This is a genomic window from Streptomyces sp. NPDC001599, from assembly GCF_042893535.1.
GTDB lineage: Bacteria > Actinomycetota > Actinomycetes > Streptomycetales > Streptomycetaceae > Streptomyces.
In genome coordinates this window covers 1-15,851 of sequence record NZ_JBIAVA010000024.1, presented here as the reverse complement: position 1 = coordinate 15,851, position 15,851 = coordinate 1, and the positions used below count along the sequence as shown (strand labels likewise).

At 72.5% G+C, this 15,851-nt stretch carries 9 protein-coding genes; 1 reads left to right on the top strand and 8 read right to left on the bottom strand.

The features are described 5' to 3' along the window. Positions 1–47 precede the first annotated feature (47 nt). The 4 genes from ACFYZ3_RS36060 to ACFYZ3_RS36045 form a co-directional block, all read right to left on the bottom strand. Positions 48–2,525: a SpoIIE family protein phosphatase gene (locus ACFYZ3_RS36060; RefSeq protein ID WP_388526954.1), complete on the bottom strand. Its 2,478-nt coding sequence runs from the start codon at positions 2,523–2,525 to the stop codon at positions 48–50. Beyond that, positions 2,522–6,517, bottom strand: a complete 3,996-nt coding sequence (locus ACFYZ3_RS36055; protein WP_388526951.1) for a HAMP domain-containing protein — start codon at positions 6,515–6,517, stop codon at positions 2,522–2,524. The genes ACFYZ3_RS36060 and ACFYZ3_RS36055 overlap by 4 nt, the downstream gene beginning before the upstream one ends. Before the next feature lie 269 nt (positions 6,518–6,786). Continuing rightward, on the bottom strand, positions 6,787–7,221 hold the full coding sequence (locus tag ACFYZ3_RS36050; protein ID WP_388526948.1) for an ATP-binding protein: 435 nt from the start codon (positions 7,219–7,221) through the stop codon (positions 6,787–6,789). A 130-nt stretch (positions 7,222–7,351) separates the two neighbouring features. Then, entirely contained in the window at positions 7,352–9,259 is a 1,908-nt protein-coding gene (locus ACFYZ3_RS36045; protein ID WP_388526945.1) for an AMP-dependent synthetase/ligase, read from the bottom strand. Between the two features lie 154 nt (positions 9,260–9,413). Here ACFYZ3_RS36045 and ACFYZ3_RS36040 point away from each other — a divergent pair, with 154 nt between their 5' ends. After that, the gene (locus ACFYZ3_RS36040; RefSeq protein ID WP_361014724.1) at positions 9,414–9,650 is read left to right on the top strand and encodes a DUF6480 family protein; all 237 of its coding nucleotides are present in this window, start codon (positions 9,414–9,416) and stop codon (positions 9,648–9,650) included. A gap of 55 nt (positions 9,651–9,705) precedes the next feature. Here the strand turns inward: ACFYZ3_RS36040 and ACFYZ3_RS36035 are convergent, their stop codons facing one another. The 4 genes from ACFYZ3_RS36035 to treS all read right to left on the bottom strand — a co-directional run. Continuing rightward, positions 9,706–10,797: a glutamate--cysteine ligase gene (locus tag ACFYZ3_RS36035; RefSeq protein WP_388526941.1), complete on the bottom strand. Its 1,092-nt coding sequence runs from the start codon at positions 10,795–10,797 to the stop codon at positions 9,706–9,708. Between the two features lie 72 nt (positions 10,798–10,869). Next, complete coding sequence (gene glgB / locus ACFYZ3_RS36030) at positions 10,870–13,095, bottom strand: 1,4-alpha-glucan branching enzyme (protein WP_388526938.1); 2,226 nt, start codon at positions 13,093–13,095, stop codon at positions 10,870–10,872. A 3-nt stretch (positions 13,096–13,098) separates the two neighbouring features. Next, positions 13,099–14,460 (bottom strand): maltokinase, encoded by a 1,362-nt coding sequence (locus ACFYZ3_RS36025; protein ID WP_388526935.1) that lies wholly within the window; start codon positions 14,458–14,460, stop codon positions 13,099–13,101. Positions 14,461–14,488: 28 nt separating this feature from the next. Then, positions 14,489–15,851: maltose alpha-D-glucosyltransferase (treS, locus tag ACFYZ3_RS36020; protein ID WP_388526932.1), on the bottom strand; the 1,363-nt coding region annotated here is incomplete at its 5' end.

Sequence of the window (15,851 nt, the reverse complement as noted above, 5' to 3'; positions counted from 1 at the left end):
ATCCCGACTCCACACCTGCCGGCCGGGCCCGTTCGCCCCACCGTGCCTCAGCTCACCCGGATGCCCACCAGACAGGTGTCGTCGTCCGTGTCCGACCTGCTGTAGGTGAGCAGCCGGTCCAGATGCTGGTCCAGGGTGTTGGGCGTCGGACGCACCGTGCTCAGCAGCTGGGCCAGCGCCTCCTCCACCGGCCGGTCGCGGCGTTCGATCAGGCCGTCGGTGTACATCAGCAGCGTGTCCCCGGCGGCCAGTTGCGCCTCCGCCTCCTCGTACGCGGCCTCCGCCACCGCACCCAGCAGCATGCCCCGCACCAGCGGCAGCGGCTCCGCTCCCGGGCCCCGCACCAGCACCGGCGGCAGATGGCCCGCCCTGGCCCAGCGCAGCGTGCGCCGGGCCGGGTCGTACAGGCCGCACACCGCCGTGGCGGTGACCCCGCCCGTCAGATGGTGCGCCACGATGTTGAGCCAGGACAGCAGCTGTCCGGGACCGGCCCCGGTCACCGCGAGGCCGCGCAGCGCGTTGCGCAGCACCACCATGCTCGTCGCCGCCTCTATCCCGTGCCCGGCGACGTCGCCCACGCACAGCAGCACAAGACCGCTCGGCAGCATCACCGCGTCGTACCAGTCGCCGCCCACCAGCTGCTCCGTCTCCGCGGGCCGGTACCGTACGGCGACCTGGAGGTCCGGCACCCGCAGCGGGGTCTGGGCGGGCGGCATGATGGCGTGCTGCAACTGCAGGGTGAGCCGGGCGCGCTCGACGGCCTGCTGCTCGGTGTGCGCCAGCTGGTCGCGGGTCGCGGCGAGCGCCACCTCCGTCCAGTGCTGGGCCGAGATGTCCTGACAGGCACCCCGGACCAGGAGCAGCCGGTCGTCGGTGTCCAGGACCGGCTCGGCCACCACCCGCACGTGCCGGGTCACCCCGTCGGGCCGCCGCAGCCGGAACGCCGCCGACGCCGGCCGCCGGTGGTGCAGCAGCGTGCGCAGGAACCGCCCGATGGCCACGGCGTCGTCCGGGTGGGCGTGGGCGGCCAGCTCCTCCAGCGGCACCGGCGTGCTCGTGTGCGGGCGCCCGTACAGGTCGAACAGCTGACCGTTCCAGGTGATCTCGCCGGTCAGCAGGTTCTCCTCGAAACCGCCGATGCGGCCGAGCCGCTGGGCGTGCTGGAGGAGGCTGGCCAGCCGGGCCGTCTCGTCCTCGATGCGCCAGATGAGCAGCACCGCGTTGCCGTGCCGGCTGATGCTGATGTCCGCGACGGCCGACAGCGGCACCTGGTCCACCAGCGCGGTCAGGTTCAGATGCCGGGCGCGGAACGGCTCGCCCGTGGCGTACACGCGCTCCACGTTCTGGAACAGCTCGCTGTCCCCGGCGGCCATCGGATAGGCCTCGAGCAGCAGCGCACCGCCCACGACGGCACGCGGCCGTCCGGCCGGATCCATGAAGCGCCTGTTCACGTGCTGGATGCGGAAGTCCGCCAGCTGCCCGGCCGCGTCCAGGTGCGGCACCAGCACCAGGGCGGGGTCGTGCAGCCCGTCGGCCAGGTCCATCAGCTCCACCGCGTCCGGGAGGACCCGCGGCTCCTGCCCGGCCTCGCGCGGCGGCGTGTACGACTCCAGGGTGTGCGCACACAGCTCCGCCAGGGCCTCCACCTGACGGACCACCTGCGGGGGCTGCGGGGCCAGCGGCACCGGCCAGGCGATCTCCAGCACGCCGTGGATGCGCCCCCCGGTGCCGGCGGGCACGGCGACCCTGCCGCCGTCCGGGTACTGGTGCCGGCCCACGCTGGGCAGCCCCGTCCCGGCGAGGGACGCGAACCACTGTCCCGAGCGCTCCGTCAGTCCGCACCGGGCCACCGTCGCCACGTCCGGCGGCACGTACCGCCAGCGGGCCGCCTCGGCGGGCGGGAACCCGGCGCTGCCCACCAGGGTGAGCGACCCGTCGTACCCGGCCGACCAGATGGCCACCGCGACCGCGCCGAGCGGGCGCAGCGCCTGCTCCAGGAGCGCGTCGGCGACGGCCTGGGTGTCGTCCGCGGCCAGTGCGCCGCTCTCGGCCGCCCGCAGGCGTACGGCGGCGGACTCGGCGACCGCCTCGCCCGCCTCCCCGGCGCGATTGCCGCCCGCGTTGTCAGAGTTGTCCGGGTTGTCCGTGCCGTCCTCGGGGGCCGCCGCCCGCACCGCGGCCGTGGCCGCGAGAAACGCGTCCGTCACCTCCGACACGCGGTCCCGGGCGGCCTGGTTGATGACGTCGACCGCGAACTCCAGCGGCGTCGCCCCGGACTGCTCGGCCAGCTCGGCGAGCTGCCGGGCGGCCTCGGCCGGGCCGCAGCCGAGCCGCGCGACCAGGATGCCCTTGGCCAGCTCGATCAGCGCCCGGCCCTCGGCCTCCGCCTGGGCGGCCCGCACCTCGCGGCTGAGCCGGTCCACCGTGGCCGCCAGCCTGCCCACGGGCGACAGCGGCGTCATGCCGACCTGCCCGGCGAGCCGGACACCGGCGCCCGGCTCGCCGGGCTGCTCGGACACGCTCATGCGGGCAGCCACCGGCGGACGCAGGCGATCAGGTCCTGGGTGTCGACGGGTTTGGTGACGTAGTCGCTGGCACCCGAGGCCAGGCTCTTCTCCCGGTCGCCGGGCATCGCCTTCGCCGTGACCGCGATGATCGGCAGCTCGGCGTACCTCGGGATGCGGCGGATCTCGGCCGTCGCCGTGTAGCCGTCCATCTCGGGCATCATCACGTCCATCAGGACCAGTGCGACGTCCGGGTGGGCCATGAGCGCCTCGATGCCCCGGCGGCCGTTCTCCGCGTGCAGCACCCGGAACCCGTGCAGCTCCAGGATCCCGCTGAGCGCGAACAGGTTGCGCGCGTCGTCGTCCACGACGAGGACGGTGCGCCCGGCGGGCGGACCCTGACCGGCCCGCGGGTCCGGACGCGGCGGCTCCTCCGGCCGCACCAGGGAGAGCACGTCCCCGGGTTCCTCGGCGGCCAGGTGAAGTGCGATGCGCTCGCGCAGCTCGTCGAGGCCGGCCAGGAACTCCAGCGTCCCGCCGGCCGTGCGCGAGCGCAGGTCCTCCTCCACGGCGGCGTCCGCCCGGTGGCCGCTGTGCACGAGCACCGGCACGCTCGCCAGCGCCGAGTCGCCCCGCAGCGCCCGCAGGAAGCGGGACGCCTCGTCGTCCGGCATGCCGAGCTCCAGGACGACGCAGTGGCACGGCTCGGCGGCCAGTGCTCCGGCGGCCTCCTCGGCGCTCACGGCCGTGATGACGTCGAGCGGGGGCCGGTCGCCCGCGTCGTCCCGCCCGTGGGTCAGGTCGGCGACCACGCTCTCCGCGACGAGGGTCAGCAGACCGCGCGGACGCTCCTCCACGACGAGCAGGCGCCGGGGCCGCCGGCGGTGGCCGCCGGTCAGCTCGGCCACCGGTGCCGGGCGGTCGAGGACGTCGGCCGACGCGTCGGCCGCGAGGTGCTCGGGGGAGCGGGCCAGCAGGTCCTCGAAGTCGGGCCGGGCCACCGGCAGGTAGAGCGTGAAGGTGCTGCCCCGGTCGGGCGTGCTGTCCACCGTGACGGCGCCGCCCAGCAACTGGGCGATCTCCCGGGTGATGGACAGGCCGAGCCCGGTGCCGCCGTACTTGCGGCTCGTCGTGCCGTCCGCCTGCTGGAAGGCGCCGAAGATCGACTCCAGGTTCTGCTCGGGAATGCCGATGCCCGTGTCCTTGACCCGGAAGGCCACCACGGGCCCGCCCCGCACCACGCCCCTGGGCACCGCGTCGTCCGGTGCCGGTTCGACGGTCAGCTCCACGCCGCCCCGCTCGGTGAACTTCACCGCGTTCGACAGCAGGTTGCGCAGCACCTGCCGCAGCCGGGAGTCGTCGGTCAGCAGGTCCACCGGTGCCCCGGGGGCCGTCGTCACCCTGAACTCCAGGCCCTTCTGGCTCGTCATCGGCCGGAAGGTGGCCTCGACGTACTCGATGAGCTGGCGCAGCGTCACGCGTTCGGGGGAGACGTCCATCTTCCCCGCCTCGACCTTCGACAGGTCCAGGATGTCGTTGATCAGCTGCAGCAGGTCCGAGCCCGCCGAGTGGATGATGCCCGCGTACTCGACCTGCTTCGGGGTGAGGTTGCGCGAGGGGTTCTGGGCGAGCAACTGGGCCAGGATGAGCAGGCTGTTGAGCGGGGTGCGCAGCTCGTGGCTCATGTTGGCCAGGAACTCCGACTTGTACTTCGAGGCCAGCGACAGCTGCTGGGCGCGCGCCTCCAGCTCCTGCCTGGCCTGCTCGATCTGCAGGTTCTTCGCCTCGATGTCCCGGTTCTGCGCCGCGAGCAGGGACGCCTTGTCCTCCAGCTCCGCGTTGGAGTGCTGGAGCTCCTCCTGCTGGGTCTGCAGCTCCGCGGAGCGGGCCTGGAGCTCGCCGGTCAGGCGCTGCGACTCGGCGAGGAGTTCGTCGGTACGGGCGTTGGCCACGATCGTGTTGACGTTGACGCCGATGGTCTCCATCAGCATTTCCAGGAAGTCCTGGTTGATCTGGCTGAAGGCGGCGACCGAGGCCAGTTCGATGACCCCGAGGACCTGCCCCTCGACCACGATGGGCAGCAGCACCAGCGCGGCCGGGACCACTTCGCCGAGCCCCGAGGAGATGGTCAGGTAGCCCGGCGGAAGCTCGTTCACCATGATGGTGCGCCGGCTGCGCGCGGCCTGGCCGACCAGGGTGCGGCCGAAGGCGATACGGGTGGGTCTGGCCGTGTCCTCCGGGTAGCCGTAGGAGCCGACGAGCCGCAGCTCGGGACCGTCGTCCCCGTCCTCGGCCAGGTAGAAGGCGCCGTACTGGGCCGACACCAGCGGCACCAGCTCGTCCATGATCAGCTCGGCGACGACGGGCAGGTCCCGGTGCCCCTGCATCAGGCCGGAGATGCGGGCGAGGTTGGTCTTGAGCCAGTCCTGCTCCAGGTTGGCCCGCGTGGTCTCGCGCAGGGACTCCACCATGGCGTTGATGTTGTCACCCAGCTCGGCGACCTCGCCGGACGCCTCCACGGTGACCGACCGGGTCAGGTCGCCCTCGGCGACGGCGGAGGTGACCTCGGCGATCGCGCGGACCTGGCGGGTGAGGTTGCCGGCCAGTTCGTTGACGTTCTCCGTGAGGCGCTTCCAGGTGCCGGAGACGCCCTCCACCTCGGCCTGGCCGCCGAGCCTGCCCTCGGTGCCGACCTCGCGGGCCACCCGGGTGACCTCGTCGGCGAAGGCGGAGAGCTGGTCGACCATGGTGTTGATGGTCGTCTTGAGTTCGAGGATCTCGCCGCGGGCGTCGACGTCGATCTTCTTGGACAGGTCGCCCCGGGCCACCGCGGTCGTCACCAGGGCGATGTTGCGCACCTGGTTGGTCAGGTTGTTGGCCATCGAGTTGACGTTGTCGGTGAGGTCCTTCCAGGTCCCGGCGACGTTCGGTACGTTCGCCTGGCCGCCGAGCCGCCCGTCGGTGCCGACCTCGCGGGCGACGCGGGTGACCTCGTCGGCGAACGCCGACAGCGTGTCGACCATGGTGTTGATCACGTCGGCCAGCGCCGCGACCTCGCCCTCGGCGTCCACGGTGATCCGCTGCGACAGGTCGCCCCGGGCCACGGCGGTGGCCACCTGGGCGATGGAGCGGACCTGACCGGTCAGGTTCGACGCCATCACGTTGACGTTGTCGGTGAGGTCCTTCCAGGTGCCCGAGACCCCGCGCACCCGGGCCTGCCCGCCCAGGTTCCCGGCCGTGCCGACCTCGCGGGCGACGCGGGTGACCTCGTCGGCGAAGGCGGAGAGCTGGTCGACCATGGTGTTGATGGTGTTCTTCAGCTCGAGGATCTCGCCGCGGGCGTCCACGGTGATCTTCTGGGAGAGGTCGCCCTCGGCGACGGCGGTGGCCACCTGGGCGACGTTGCGGACCTGGTTGGTCAGGTTGCCCGCCATGAAGTTCACCGAGTCGGTGAGGTCGCGCCAGGTGCCCCGGACGCCCTGGACGTCGGCCTGGCCGCCGAGCCGGCCGTCGGTGCCGACCTCGCGGGCGACGCGGGTGACCTCGTCGGCGAAGGCGGAGAGCTGGTCGACCATGGTGTTGATGGTGTTCTTCAGCTCGAGGATCTCGCCGCGGGCGTCCACGTCGATCTTCTGGGAGAGATCCCCCCGGGCGACCGCCGTGGCCACCTGGGCGATGTCACGGACCTGGGTGGTGAGGTTGCCCGCCATGGCGTTGACCGAGTCCGTCAGGTCGGCCCAGGTGCCCGAGACCCCCGGCACCCGCGCCTGCCCGCCGAGGGCGCCCTCCGTGCCGACCTCGCGGGAGACCCGCGTGACCTCGGAGGTGAACACGGACAACTGGTCCACCATGCCGTTGAAGACCTTGGCGATGTCGCCCATCAGCCCGTCCGCGTCGTCCGGCAGACGGGTGCCGAAGTCGCCGTCCCGCACGGCCGTCAGGCCCGCCAGGAGACGGCGCAACTCCTGATCGCCCGGAACCGCGTCGACCGGTCCCGTGCTGTCGCTGGTCATGCGTATCCTCGTTCCGCTCCCCGGGGGTCCTCGTGGCGAGGACCCACCACCCCCTGCCGGACCGTTCGGGCGGTCCGGCCTCCCGTCCCCGCGTTCGCGCAGTTCACGGATGCGCCCCAGGAGAAAAATACGCCAGAGGCTAACCCAGGTCCCCGGCGCGGACAAAGCGCTGTGTCACTCGGCCGAACGCCTACCCCCGTACGGGTCACGCCCGGCCTGCGCGGATCGCCGTCCACGACGACAGCGGGCGATGCCCCGGCGGCTGCCCGTCACCAGGGCAGGAAGACGTGGATGTCCTTGCCCCGTTCCCCGGTGACGACGCTCACCTGGTCGGACAGGGTGTGGATCAGATGCCAGCCGATGCCGCCGCCGCCCTTGCTCGGATGGAAGGGGCGCGGCGCGGGCTCCGTCGTGCTGGTGTCGTGCATCACCACGTGCACGCCGTCGAAGGTCCGCCGCAGCCGCAGTTGGAAGGGTCCCGGAGCGTACTGCACGGCGTTGGCCGCCAGCTCCGTGACGACGAGGAGGATGTCGTCCCAGTGCTCGGGCGCCGCGGGCGGCGCCGCACGGGCGAGGTCGTAGAGGAATTCCTCCGCGACCAGCCGCGCACCGGTCACGTTGTGCAGCTCCCCGGTGAAGCTGGCGGTGCGGTTCGTGATCTCCTCGGAAGCCAGTGTCCTGTCCCAACGCGGTTCGGCTGCCATTGCGCCTTCCCGGCCCGGCAGCGGCCGGGCGTCGTTCCTTCTCCTTCGCATCCCCTTCGTCTGTAAGTTCCCGTGCGGGCCGAACCTAGTCGCGCCGGTGTGCCGGGCCGGGGACGGGCCCGGTGCCGGGTCAGCGGAAGAACACGTTGTCCGTCTCCTCCCAGCCGGCCGGCTCCCGGGGCGGCGGGGCCGGCCGGCGGTGGGACCGCGCCTCGTACATGGCGTCGATCTCCAGGGAGTAGGTCCGTACGATCTCGTCCCGCCGGAGTTTCATCGACGGGGTGAGCAGTCCGCCCGCCACGTCGAAGGGGTCGGGCAGGACCCGGAAGACCCGGATGGACTCCGAGCGCGACACCGCGCTGTTGGCCGCGGCCACGGCCCGCGCGATCTCCTCCCGCAGCGCGTTCTCCTCGCGTGCCTCCCGGGCCGGGGCGTCGCCGGGCAGGGCCAGGGACGCCCGCCAGTGCGTCAGGAACTCCGGGTCGAGGGTGATCAGCGCACCGATGCAGGGCCGGTTGTCGCCGACCAGCACCGCCTGGTGGACCAGTGGGTGCATCCGCAGCCGCTGCTCCAGGGCGGCCGGGGCCACGCTCTTGCCGCCGCTGGTGATGATCACGTCCTTCTTGCGGCCGGTGATCGCCAGGTAGTTCTCGTCGTCCAGGTGCCCGAGGTCGCCGGTGGCCAGCCAGCCGCCGCGCAGCACCTCACGGGTGGCGGCCTCGTCGCCGACGTACCCCTGGAACAGCGACGGCCCGCGCACCAGGATCTCCCCGTCGTCGGCCACCCGGATCTCCATGCCGGGCAGCGGCTGCCCGACGGTGCCCGACTTCTCCCGGCCCAGCGGCTGCATCGTCAGCCCGCCGCTGGTCTCCGTCAGCCCGTAGCCGTCGTGCACGTAGACGCCGATGCCCTCGTAGAAGAGGGAGAGCTCGCGGCTGAGCGGCGAACCGCCCGACGTCGCCCGGGTCACCCGGCCGCCCAGCGCGGTGCGCAGCCGCCGGTACACCGTCCGCTCGTACAGGGCGTGCTGGAGGCGCAGGTCGAATCCGGGCCCGGTTCCCCTGCCCAGGCGCCGGCGCTCCAGCGCCGTGGCGAAGTCGCGCGCGGTGTCCGCGGCCCGCTCGAACAGGGCACCGCGTCCCGCCTGCTGGGCCGTGCGCAGGAAATTCTTGTAGATCTTCTCCAGGACCGACGGGACGGCGTACAGATACGTCGGACGGAAGGAACGCAGCGCCGAGGAGAGCGCCTCCCCGGTCAGCACGGGCTCGTGGGCCATCAGGAACCCGCCGCGGACGCACAGGTTCTGGATCATCAGCCCGTACACGTGCGAGAAGGGCAGGTAGGCGAGGACCGCGCCCTGCTCTCCCGGCGGCGCCACCGTGTGGCCCCACCCGGCGAGCAGCGTGTCGCACGGGCCGGCCAGGCCGCGGTGGCTCAGCGCACAGCCCCGCGCGCGGCCGGAGGTGCCCGAGGTGTAGGCCACCACCGCCGTGGCGTCCGGCAGCACGATGCGGCGCATGGAGTCGACCGTGGCGGACGAGAGGAACGCGCCGCGCGCCACCAGCGTGTCCAGCGCGCCCGCGTCCAGCTGCCAGACGTGGCGCAGCGCGGGCAGCGACGCGCACACCGAGCCGACGGTCATCACGTTCTGCTCGTCCTCGACCAGCACGCCCACGCAGCCCGCGTCCCGCAGGATCCACTCGACCTGGTCGCGCGAGGAGGTCGGGTAGATCGGCACCACCTCGGCGCCCACCGTCCACAGGGCGTAGCTGAAGACCGTCCACTCGTACCGGGTGCGGGCCAGGATCGCCACCCGGTCGCCCGGCGAGACCCCGCTCGCGATCAGGCCCTTGGCCAGGTCGACCACCTCGTCGCGGAACTCCACCGCGGTCACCTCGTCCCACGCCGTCGAGCCGGGACCGCGGCGGCGGGCGAGCATCGGCAGGGTCGGCGTGCGGGCGGCCGTCTCGAAGAGGCTGTCGGCGAGACCGCCGGTCAGCCGCGGGACGGTCCGGGGAGCGAGTGCGGGGTCGTGCATGCGCCGGCTCCTGACATGTACGGACGGTGACGTCCCGGACGAACACCGTGGTCGACGGTGCTCGGAGGCTAGCCCAGCCGCAGGCGGCGGGGGGCCCGGACGGCAGAAGTGTTCCCACCCGGTGATCTCGGCCCGATCGGGGGACTCGGGGGACATGAGCTACGTGAATCCGGATCCCGAACCCCGACTCAGCACCGGCCTGGAGCCGGGCGGCGGAGTGCCGCCCGGGGAGACCCCGCCGGCGGAGAGCAGCATGCCCGAGGCAGGCCCGCAGGACCTGCTCAGCAATCCGGCCAAGGGCTGGGCCAAGGGGCCGATGGCCCTGATCCTCGCGGTCGTGCTGATCTTCGCGGCGGGCCTGCTGGGCTACGCCCTCGTGCTGATCTACTGAGGCCCCTGATCTACCGAGGCCTCTGATCTACTGATGCCCCTGATCCACTGATGTCTCAGGCCGCCTGAGTGCGGCGCACGCACGCGGCGACGACCTCCCGCAGGCTGCCCGTGCGCACCAGCAGTTCGCGCTGGACCCGGGCGCCGTTGCCGTGCCGCAGCAGCTCCTCGACACCCTCGCGCACCCGTTCCAGGTCGCCCGCGGCCGCGAGGGCCTCCCCGGCGTGTTCCAGCAGGTCCCGTACGACCGTCTCGGCCGGCATCCGCCGCATCGTCGCCGGGTGGAGCAGCTCACTCGTCAGCCCGGACCTGGCGGCCCGCCAGGCCGCGAGGCGGAGCAGGCTCACACTGTGCTCGGCCGGTTCCGCGCCCTCGCGCCACTCCCGCGCCGCCGTGTCGACCAGCGCGCGGGCGAGCGCGGCCAGGACGACCGCGGTGGAGGCGTCCAGGCAGACGTCCGCGACCCGGAACTCGACCGTCGGATACCGCTGGGAGAGCCGGATGTCGAAGTAGACCATCCCGTCGTCCAGGATCGTCCCGGTGGCGAGCATGTCCGCGACCCTGCGGTGGTAACGCTCCGCCGAGCCGAACAGCTCGGTGGGACCGGCCGACGGCCAGCGCTGCCACACCCGGCTGCGATAGCTGCTGTACGAGGAGTCCCGGCCCTGCCAGAACGGCGAGTTCGCGCTCAGCGCGGCCAGCACCGGCAGCCAGGGCCGCACCCGGTCGATCACCGCGACGCCCTCCTCGTCGGAGTCGACCGAGACGTGCACGTGGCACCCCAGGACCAGCTGCTCGTGGACCACGACGCCGTACTGCTCGGCCATCCACTCGTAGCGCCGGTTCACGCCGATGGAGGGCGTCACCGGCAGCGGTGAGGTGGCGAGCGCGGCGACGGCACACCCGATCCCCCCGGCATGCCGCCCGGCCTCCTCGCGGCAGCGGACGATCTCGGTGTGCAGCCGCCCCATGTCCGCCTGCGGATGCGTGGCGAACTCGAGCATCTGCTCGTGCAGCTCCTTCTCGAACACGTCCTGCCCGGAGCCGTCGAGGAAGGCCCGGGCGAGTACGGCGGCGGACAGCGCCCGCGGCTCACCGGTCGCGGGATCGACCAGGAGGAGCTCCTCCTCCACTCCGACGGTGCGCACGTGATGCCGCCTCTCTGTGGGCCGGTGCCACCGACCGACTGCCCCGGACAGCCGGCCGGACACCTGGCCGGCTCACAGGGCGTACGGCATCAGCCACACCGTCGCCAGCGGGGGCAGCGTGATCCGGATGCTCCCGTCCTCCGGCTTCACCGGGTCCGGGTTGGCCACGCCGCTGCCGCCGTACTCCTCGGCGTCGGTGTTGAGGACCTCCTGCCAGGCGACGGCCTCGTCGCCGACGGCGAGCCCGTACGCGTGCCGCACGACCGGCGAGAAGTTCGACACCGCCAGCAGCGGAGTGCCGTCCTTGCCGTACCGCAGGAAGGCGAAGACGTTGTCCTCGGCCGCGTCCACCGAGACCCACCGGAAGCCGGCCGGGTCGGTGTCGCGCTGCCACAGGGCCGGGGTGCGGGCGTAGCGGGTGTTGAGCTCGCGGACCAGGTCCCGCACTCCGCGGTGGTCGCCCGCCGAGTGGTACCCCTCGTCCAGCAGCCACCACTCGGGGCCCTGCTTCTCCGACCACTCGGCGCCCTGCGCGAACTCCTGCCCCATGAACAGCAGCTGCTTGCCGGGGTGCGCCCACATGAAGCCCAGGTAGGCGCGCACGTTCGCCCGTCGCTGCCACCAGTCGCCGGGCATCTTCGAGACCAGCGCCTGCTTGCCGTGCACCACCTCGTCGTGGGAGATCGGCAGCACGTAGTTCTCGCTGTAGGCGTACACCATCGAGAAGGTCATCTCGTGGTGGTGGTACTTGCGGTGCACCGGCTCGTGGGCGACGTACTCCAGCGAGTCGTGCATCCAGCCCATGTTCCACTTCAGGCCGAATCCGAGCCCGCCGGTGTCGGTCGGCCGGGTCACCCCGCCCCACGCGGTCGACTCCTCGGCGATGGTCACCACGCCGGGGCAGCGCCGGTAGAGGGTCGCGTTCATCTCCTGGAGGAAGGCCATGGCCGCCAGGTCCTCCCGGCCGCCGTACTGGTTGGGCTCCCACTGGCCGGAGTCGCGCGAGTAGTCCAGGTACAGCATCGAGGCGACGGCGTCCACGCGCAGGCCGTCGATGTGGAACTCCTCGCACCAGTACACGGCGTTCGCCACGAGGAAGTTGCGCACCTCGGTCCGCGCGAAGTCGAAGGTGTACGTACCCCAGTCCGGGTGGGTCGCGCGCCGGTCGTCCCCGGGCTCGTACAGCGGGTCGCCGTCGAAGCGGCCCAGCGCCCAGTCGTCCTTCGGGAAGTGCGCCGGCACCCAGTCCATGATCACGCCGATCCCGGCCCGGTGCAGCGCGTCGACCAGGAAGCGGAAGTCGTCCGGCGAGCCGAGGCGCGCGGTCGGCGCGTAGAAGCCGGTGACCTGATAGCCCCAGGACGGCCCGTACGGGTGCTCCGCGACCGGCATCAGCTCGACGTGGGTGAAGCCCAGGTCCTTGACGTAGGCGGGCAGCTCCTCGGCCAGCTCGCGGTAGGTCAGCCCGGGCCGCCAGGACGGCAGGTGCACCTCGTACACCGAGAGCGGCGCCTCGTGCACGGGTGTGTCGGCGCGGGTCCGCATCCACCGGGCGTCGCCCCACTCGTAGCGCGAGGCGGTCACCACGGACGCGGTGTTCGGCGGCTCCTCGGCCGCGCGGGCCATCGGGTCGGCCTTCAGGAACCGGTGCCCGTACCGCGAGTGGATCTCGAACTTGTACCGGGTGCCCTCGCCGACGCCCGGCAGGAACAGCTCCCACACCCCGGACGAACCCAGCGAACGCATCGGGAACGCGGTGCCGTCCCAGTGCGTGAAGTCGGTCGCGACGCGCACTCCCTGGGCGTTCGGCGCCCACACCGTGAACCGGGTGCCGGTGACGCCCTCGTGGGTCATCGGCTCGGCGCCGAGGGCCTGCCACAGCTGTTCGTGCCGGCCCTCACCGATCAGGTGCAGGTCCAGCTCGCCGAGGGCGGGCAGGAAGCGGTACGGGTCGTGCGTCTCCTGCGGCGCCCCGTCCTCGTACGACACCACGAGGGTGTACGCCGGGATCCCGGCGAGCGGCAGGACACCGGAGAACAGGCCGTCCTCCTCCGACGTGAGGGCGTGGCGCTCGCCGTCCACGACCACACCCACCTCGCGGGCGGAGGGGCGCAGCGCCCGGAAGGCGATGCCGCCGGGCACCGGGTGGGCGCCCAGCAGTGCGTGCGGGTCGTGGTGGGCGCCCGCCAGCAGGCGCCCCCGGTCGGTGGGGTCCAGCGGCGGCGCGGTCGCGCACGCACCGGGTGCGGGCGCGACGGGACCGGACGGCTCGGGGATCGAGGTGTCGCGGAGGGCCACGGGTCAGTCTCCTCTCACGGCGAGTCGTTCGATCGCCGCCATGGGTACGGGAAGCCAGTCGGGGCGGTGCCGGGCCTCGTACAGCACCTCATACACGGCACGGTCCGTCTCGTAGGCGCGCAGCAGGCCGTGCTTCTTACGGGGGTCCCACCCGGCGCGGGCGGCGTAGCCCGCGCAGAACGCCTCCCGGCAGCGGCGCGCCCACTCCGGGCGCCACGGCCGGCGCTGCCGGGCGGCGTAGTCGAAGGAACGCAGCATCCCCGCGATGTCCCGCACGGGGGAGTGGGCGCTGCGCCGCTCGGCCAGCGGACGCGAGGGCTCGCCCTCGAAGTCGATGACGAACCAGTCCCGGCCGGCCCGCAGCACCTGACCCAGGTGGAGGTCGCCGTGGATGCGCTGGGCGGGCGGCCCGGAGTCGCAGGTCGACAGTGCCGCGAAGGCTGCCCGCAGACCTGGGACGAAGGGCTGCAACGCCGGTACGCAGTGCGCCGCCGCGGTCAGCCGCTCGGTCATCGCCGCCGCCGTGCGTCCGTTCTCGCCGGGCGCGCCGACCGGGAAGGCCGAGGCCAGCGCGAGGTGCACGTCGCCCATCGCCTGCCCCAGCTCGTGGGCCTGCACGGTGAACTCGTCCCCGGCGGCGAGCGCGTTCAGGGAGAGGGTCCAGCCGTCGGAGGCACCGTGCAGGAACGGCTGGAGCACGCCGAGCGTCGCCCCGTACGGATGGGTCGTGCGCATCCACGCCACCGGCGCCGGTACCCGGCCGCAGCCCTGCCGGGCCAGCGCGTCCGGCACCTCCAGGTCGGGGTTGACGCCGGGCTGGATGCGGCGGAACAGCTTCAGGATGAACTCGTCGCCGTAGATCAGCGAGGAGTTGGACTGCTCGGCGTCCAGGAGCCGCGGCGCGAGATGGCCGGGCACCGGCCGCGCGGGGTCGGCCTCGAAGCGCAGGGGGCCCGCCTTCCCCGGGTGCCGGAGCCGTTCCAGGAGAAGCTGTGCGGTCCGGGGGTCGTGCAGCGCGTCGTAGACCGTCCGCCCGGCCAGCGGCCCGTCCTGCACCTGCCCGATGACGGCCCTGCCCAGCCGCGGCGCGGGCTGCTCGCGCACGCCGAGGAGCAACTGGTAGCAGTCCCCGGCCGGGGGAGCGCCGCCCGGGGAGGGCACGGAGCCCTGCCCGGTGTGCACCAGGAGGTGCAGACAGCCCGGGAACAGCTCGGTCATCGACAGCAGACCCAGCTCGGCCACGGGCCGGTCCTTGCCGGCGAACCAGCGCTGGCGCGGCAGCCACTGGCGCAGCAACTCGCCGAGCGACGCCATCGGCTCGGCGAGCTGCCTGCGTCTGGGGCGCAGGGGTGCGGTCTTCGGCATGGTGACGCGTCCTTTCCTCGGCCCACGCTCAAGCGCGGCGGCCGATGCGGGATGCGACTCGGGTGAGCCGGAACCAGTAGAAGCCGTGGCCCCCGAGGGTCAGCAGGTACGGCAGTTCACCGATGGCGGGGAAGCGGACCCCGCCGAACAGCTCGACCGGATGGCGTCCGGCGAACTCGCGCAGGTCCAGCTCGGTGGGCTGGGCGAACCGCGCGAAGTTGTTCACGCACAGCACCAGGTCGTCCTCGTACTCCCGCAGGAAGGCCAGGACCGCGGGGTTGGACGACGGCAGCTCGGTGTAGGTACCCAGGCCGAAGGCGGGGTTCTGCTTGCGGATCTCGATCATGCGCCGGGTCCAGTGCAGCAGGGAGGACGGCGAGGCCATGGACGCCTCGACGTTCGTGACCTGGTAGCCGTAGACCGGGTCCATGATCGCGGGCAGGTAGAGGCGGCCCGGGTCGCAGGTCGAGAAGCCGGCGTTGCGGTCGGGCGTCCACTGCATGGGGGTGCGCACGGCGTCGCGGTCGCCGAGCCAGATGTTGTCGCCCATGCCGATCTCGTCGCCGTAGTAGAGGATCGGGGATCCCGGGAGGGCGAGCAGCAGCGCGGTGAACATCTCGATCTGGTCGCGGTCGTTGTCCAGCAGGGTGGCGAGCCGGCGGCGGATGCCGATGTTGGCGCGCATGCGCGGGTCCTTGGCGTACTCCGCGTACATGTAGTCGCGTTCCTCGTCGGTGACCATTTCCAGGGTCAGCTCGTCGTGGTTGCGCAGGAAGATGCCCCACTGGCAGCCGGACGGGATGGCCGGGGTCTTGGCGAGGATTTCCGAGACCGGGTAGCGGGACTCCCTTCTGACCGCCATGAAGATGCGGGGCATGACCGGGAAGTGGAAGGCCATGTGGCACTCGTCGCCGCCAGTGGCGTAGTCGCCGAAGTAGTCGACGACGTCCTCGGGCCACTGGTTGGCCTCGGCCAGCAGCACGGTGTCCGGGTACTGCGCGTCGATCTCCCGGCGCACCCGCTTGAGGAACGCGTGCGAGGCGGGCAGGTTCTCGCAGTTGGTGCCCTCTTCGGCGTACAGGTAGGGCACGGCGTCGAGGCGGTAGCCGTCCACGCCCAGGTCCAGCCAGAACTTCAGGGCGGCCAGCATCTCCTCCTGCACGGCCGGGTTCTCGTAGTTGAGGTCCGGCTGGTGGGAGAAGAAGCGGTGCCAGTAGTACTGGCCGCGGACCGGGTCGTAGGTCCAGTTGGAGGCCTCGGTGTCGACGAAGATGATGCGGGCGTCGGCGTACCGGGTGTCGTCGTCGGCCCAGACGTAGTAGTCGCCGTACGGCCCGTCCGGGTTCTTGCGGGACTCCTGGAACCACGGGTGCTGGTCGCTGGTGTGGTTC

Coding starts and splice junctions, on each gene's coding strand:
- ACFYZ3_RS36055 (WP_388526951.1), bottom strand. CDS start 6,517: ATGACCAGCGACAGCACGGGACCGGTCGACGCGGTTCCGGGCGATCAG.
- ACFYZ3_RS36025 (WP_388526935.1), bottom strand. CDS start 14,460: ATGCCGAAGACCGCACCCCTGCGCCCCAGACGCAGGCAGCTCGCCGAG.
- ACFYZ3_RS36060 (WP_388526954.1), bottom strand. CDS start 2,525: ATGAGCGTGTCCGAGCAGCCCGGCGAGCCGGGCGCCGGTGTCCGGCTC.
- ACFYZ3_RS36050 (WP_388526948.1), bottom strand. CDS start 7,221: ATGGCAGCCGAACCGCGTTGGGACAGGACACTGGCTTCCGAGGAGATC.
- ACFYZ3_RS36040 (WP_361014724.1), top strand. CDS start 9,414: ATGAGCTACGTGAATCCGGATCCCGAACCCCGACTCAGCACCGGCCTG.
- ACFYZ3_RS36045 (WP_388526945.1), bottom strand. CDS start 9,259: ATGCACGACCCCGCACTCGCTCCCCGGACCGTCCCGCGGCTGACCGGC.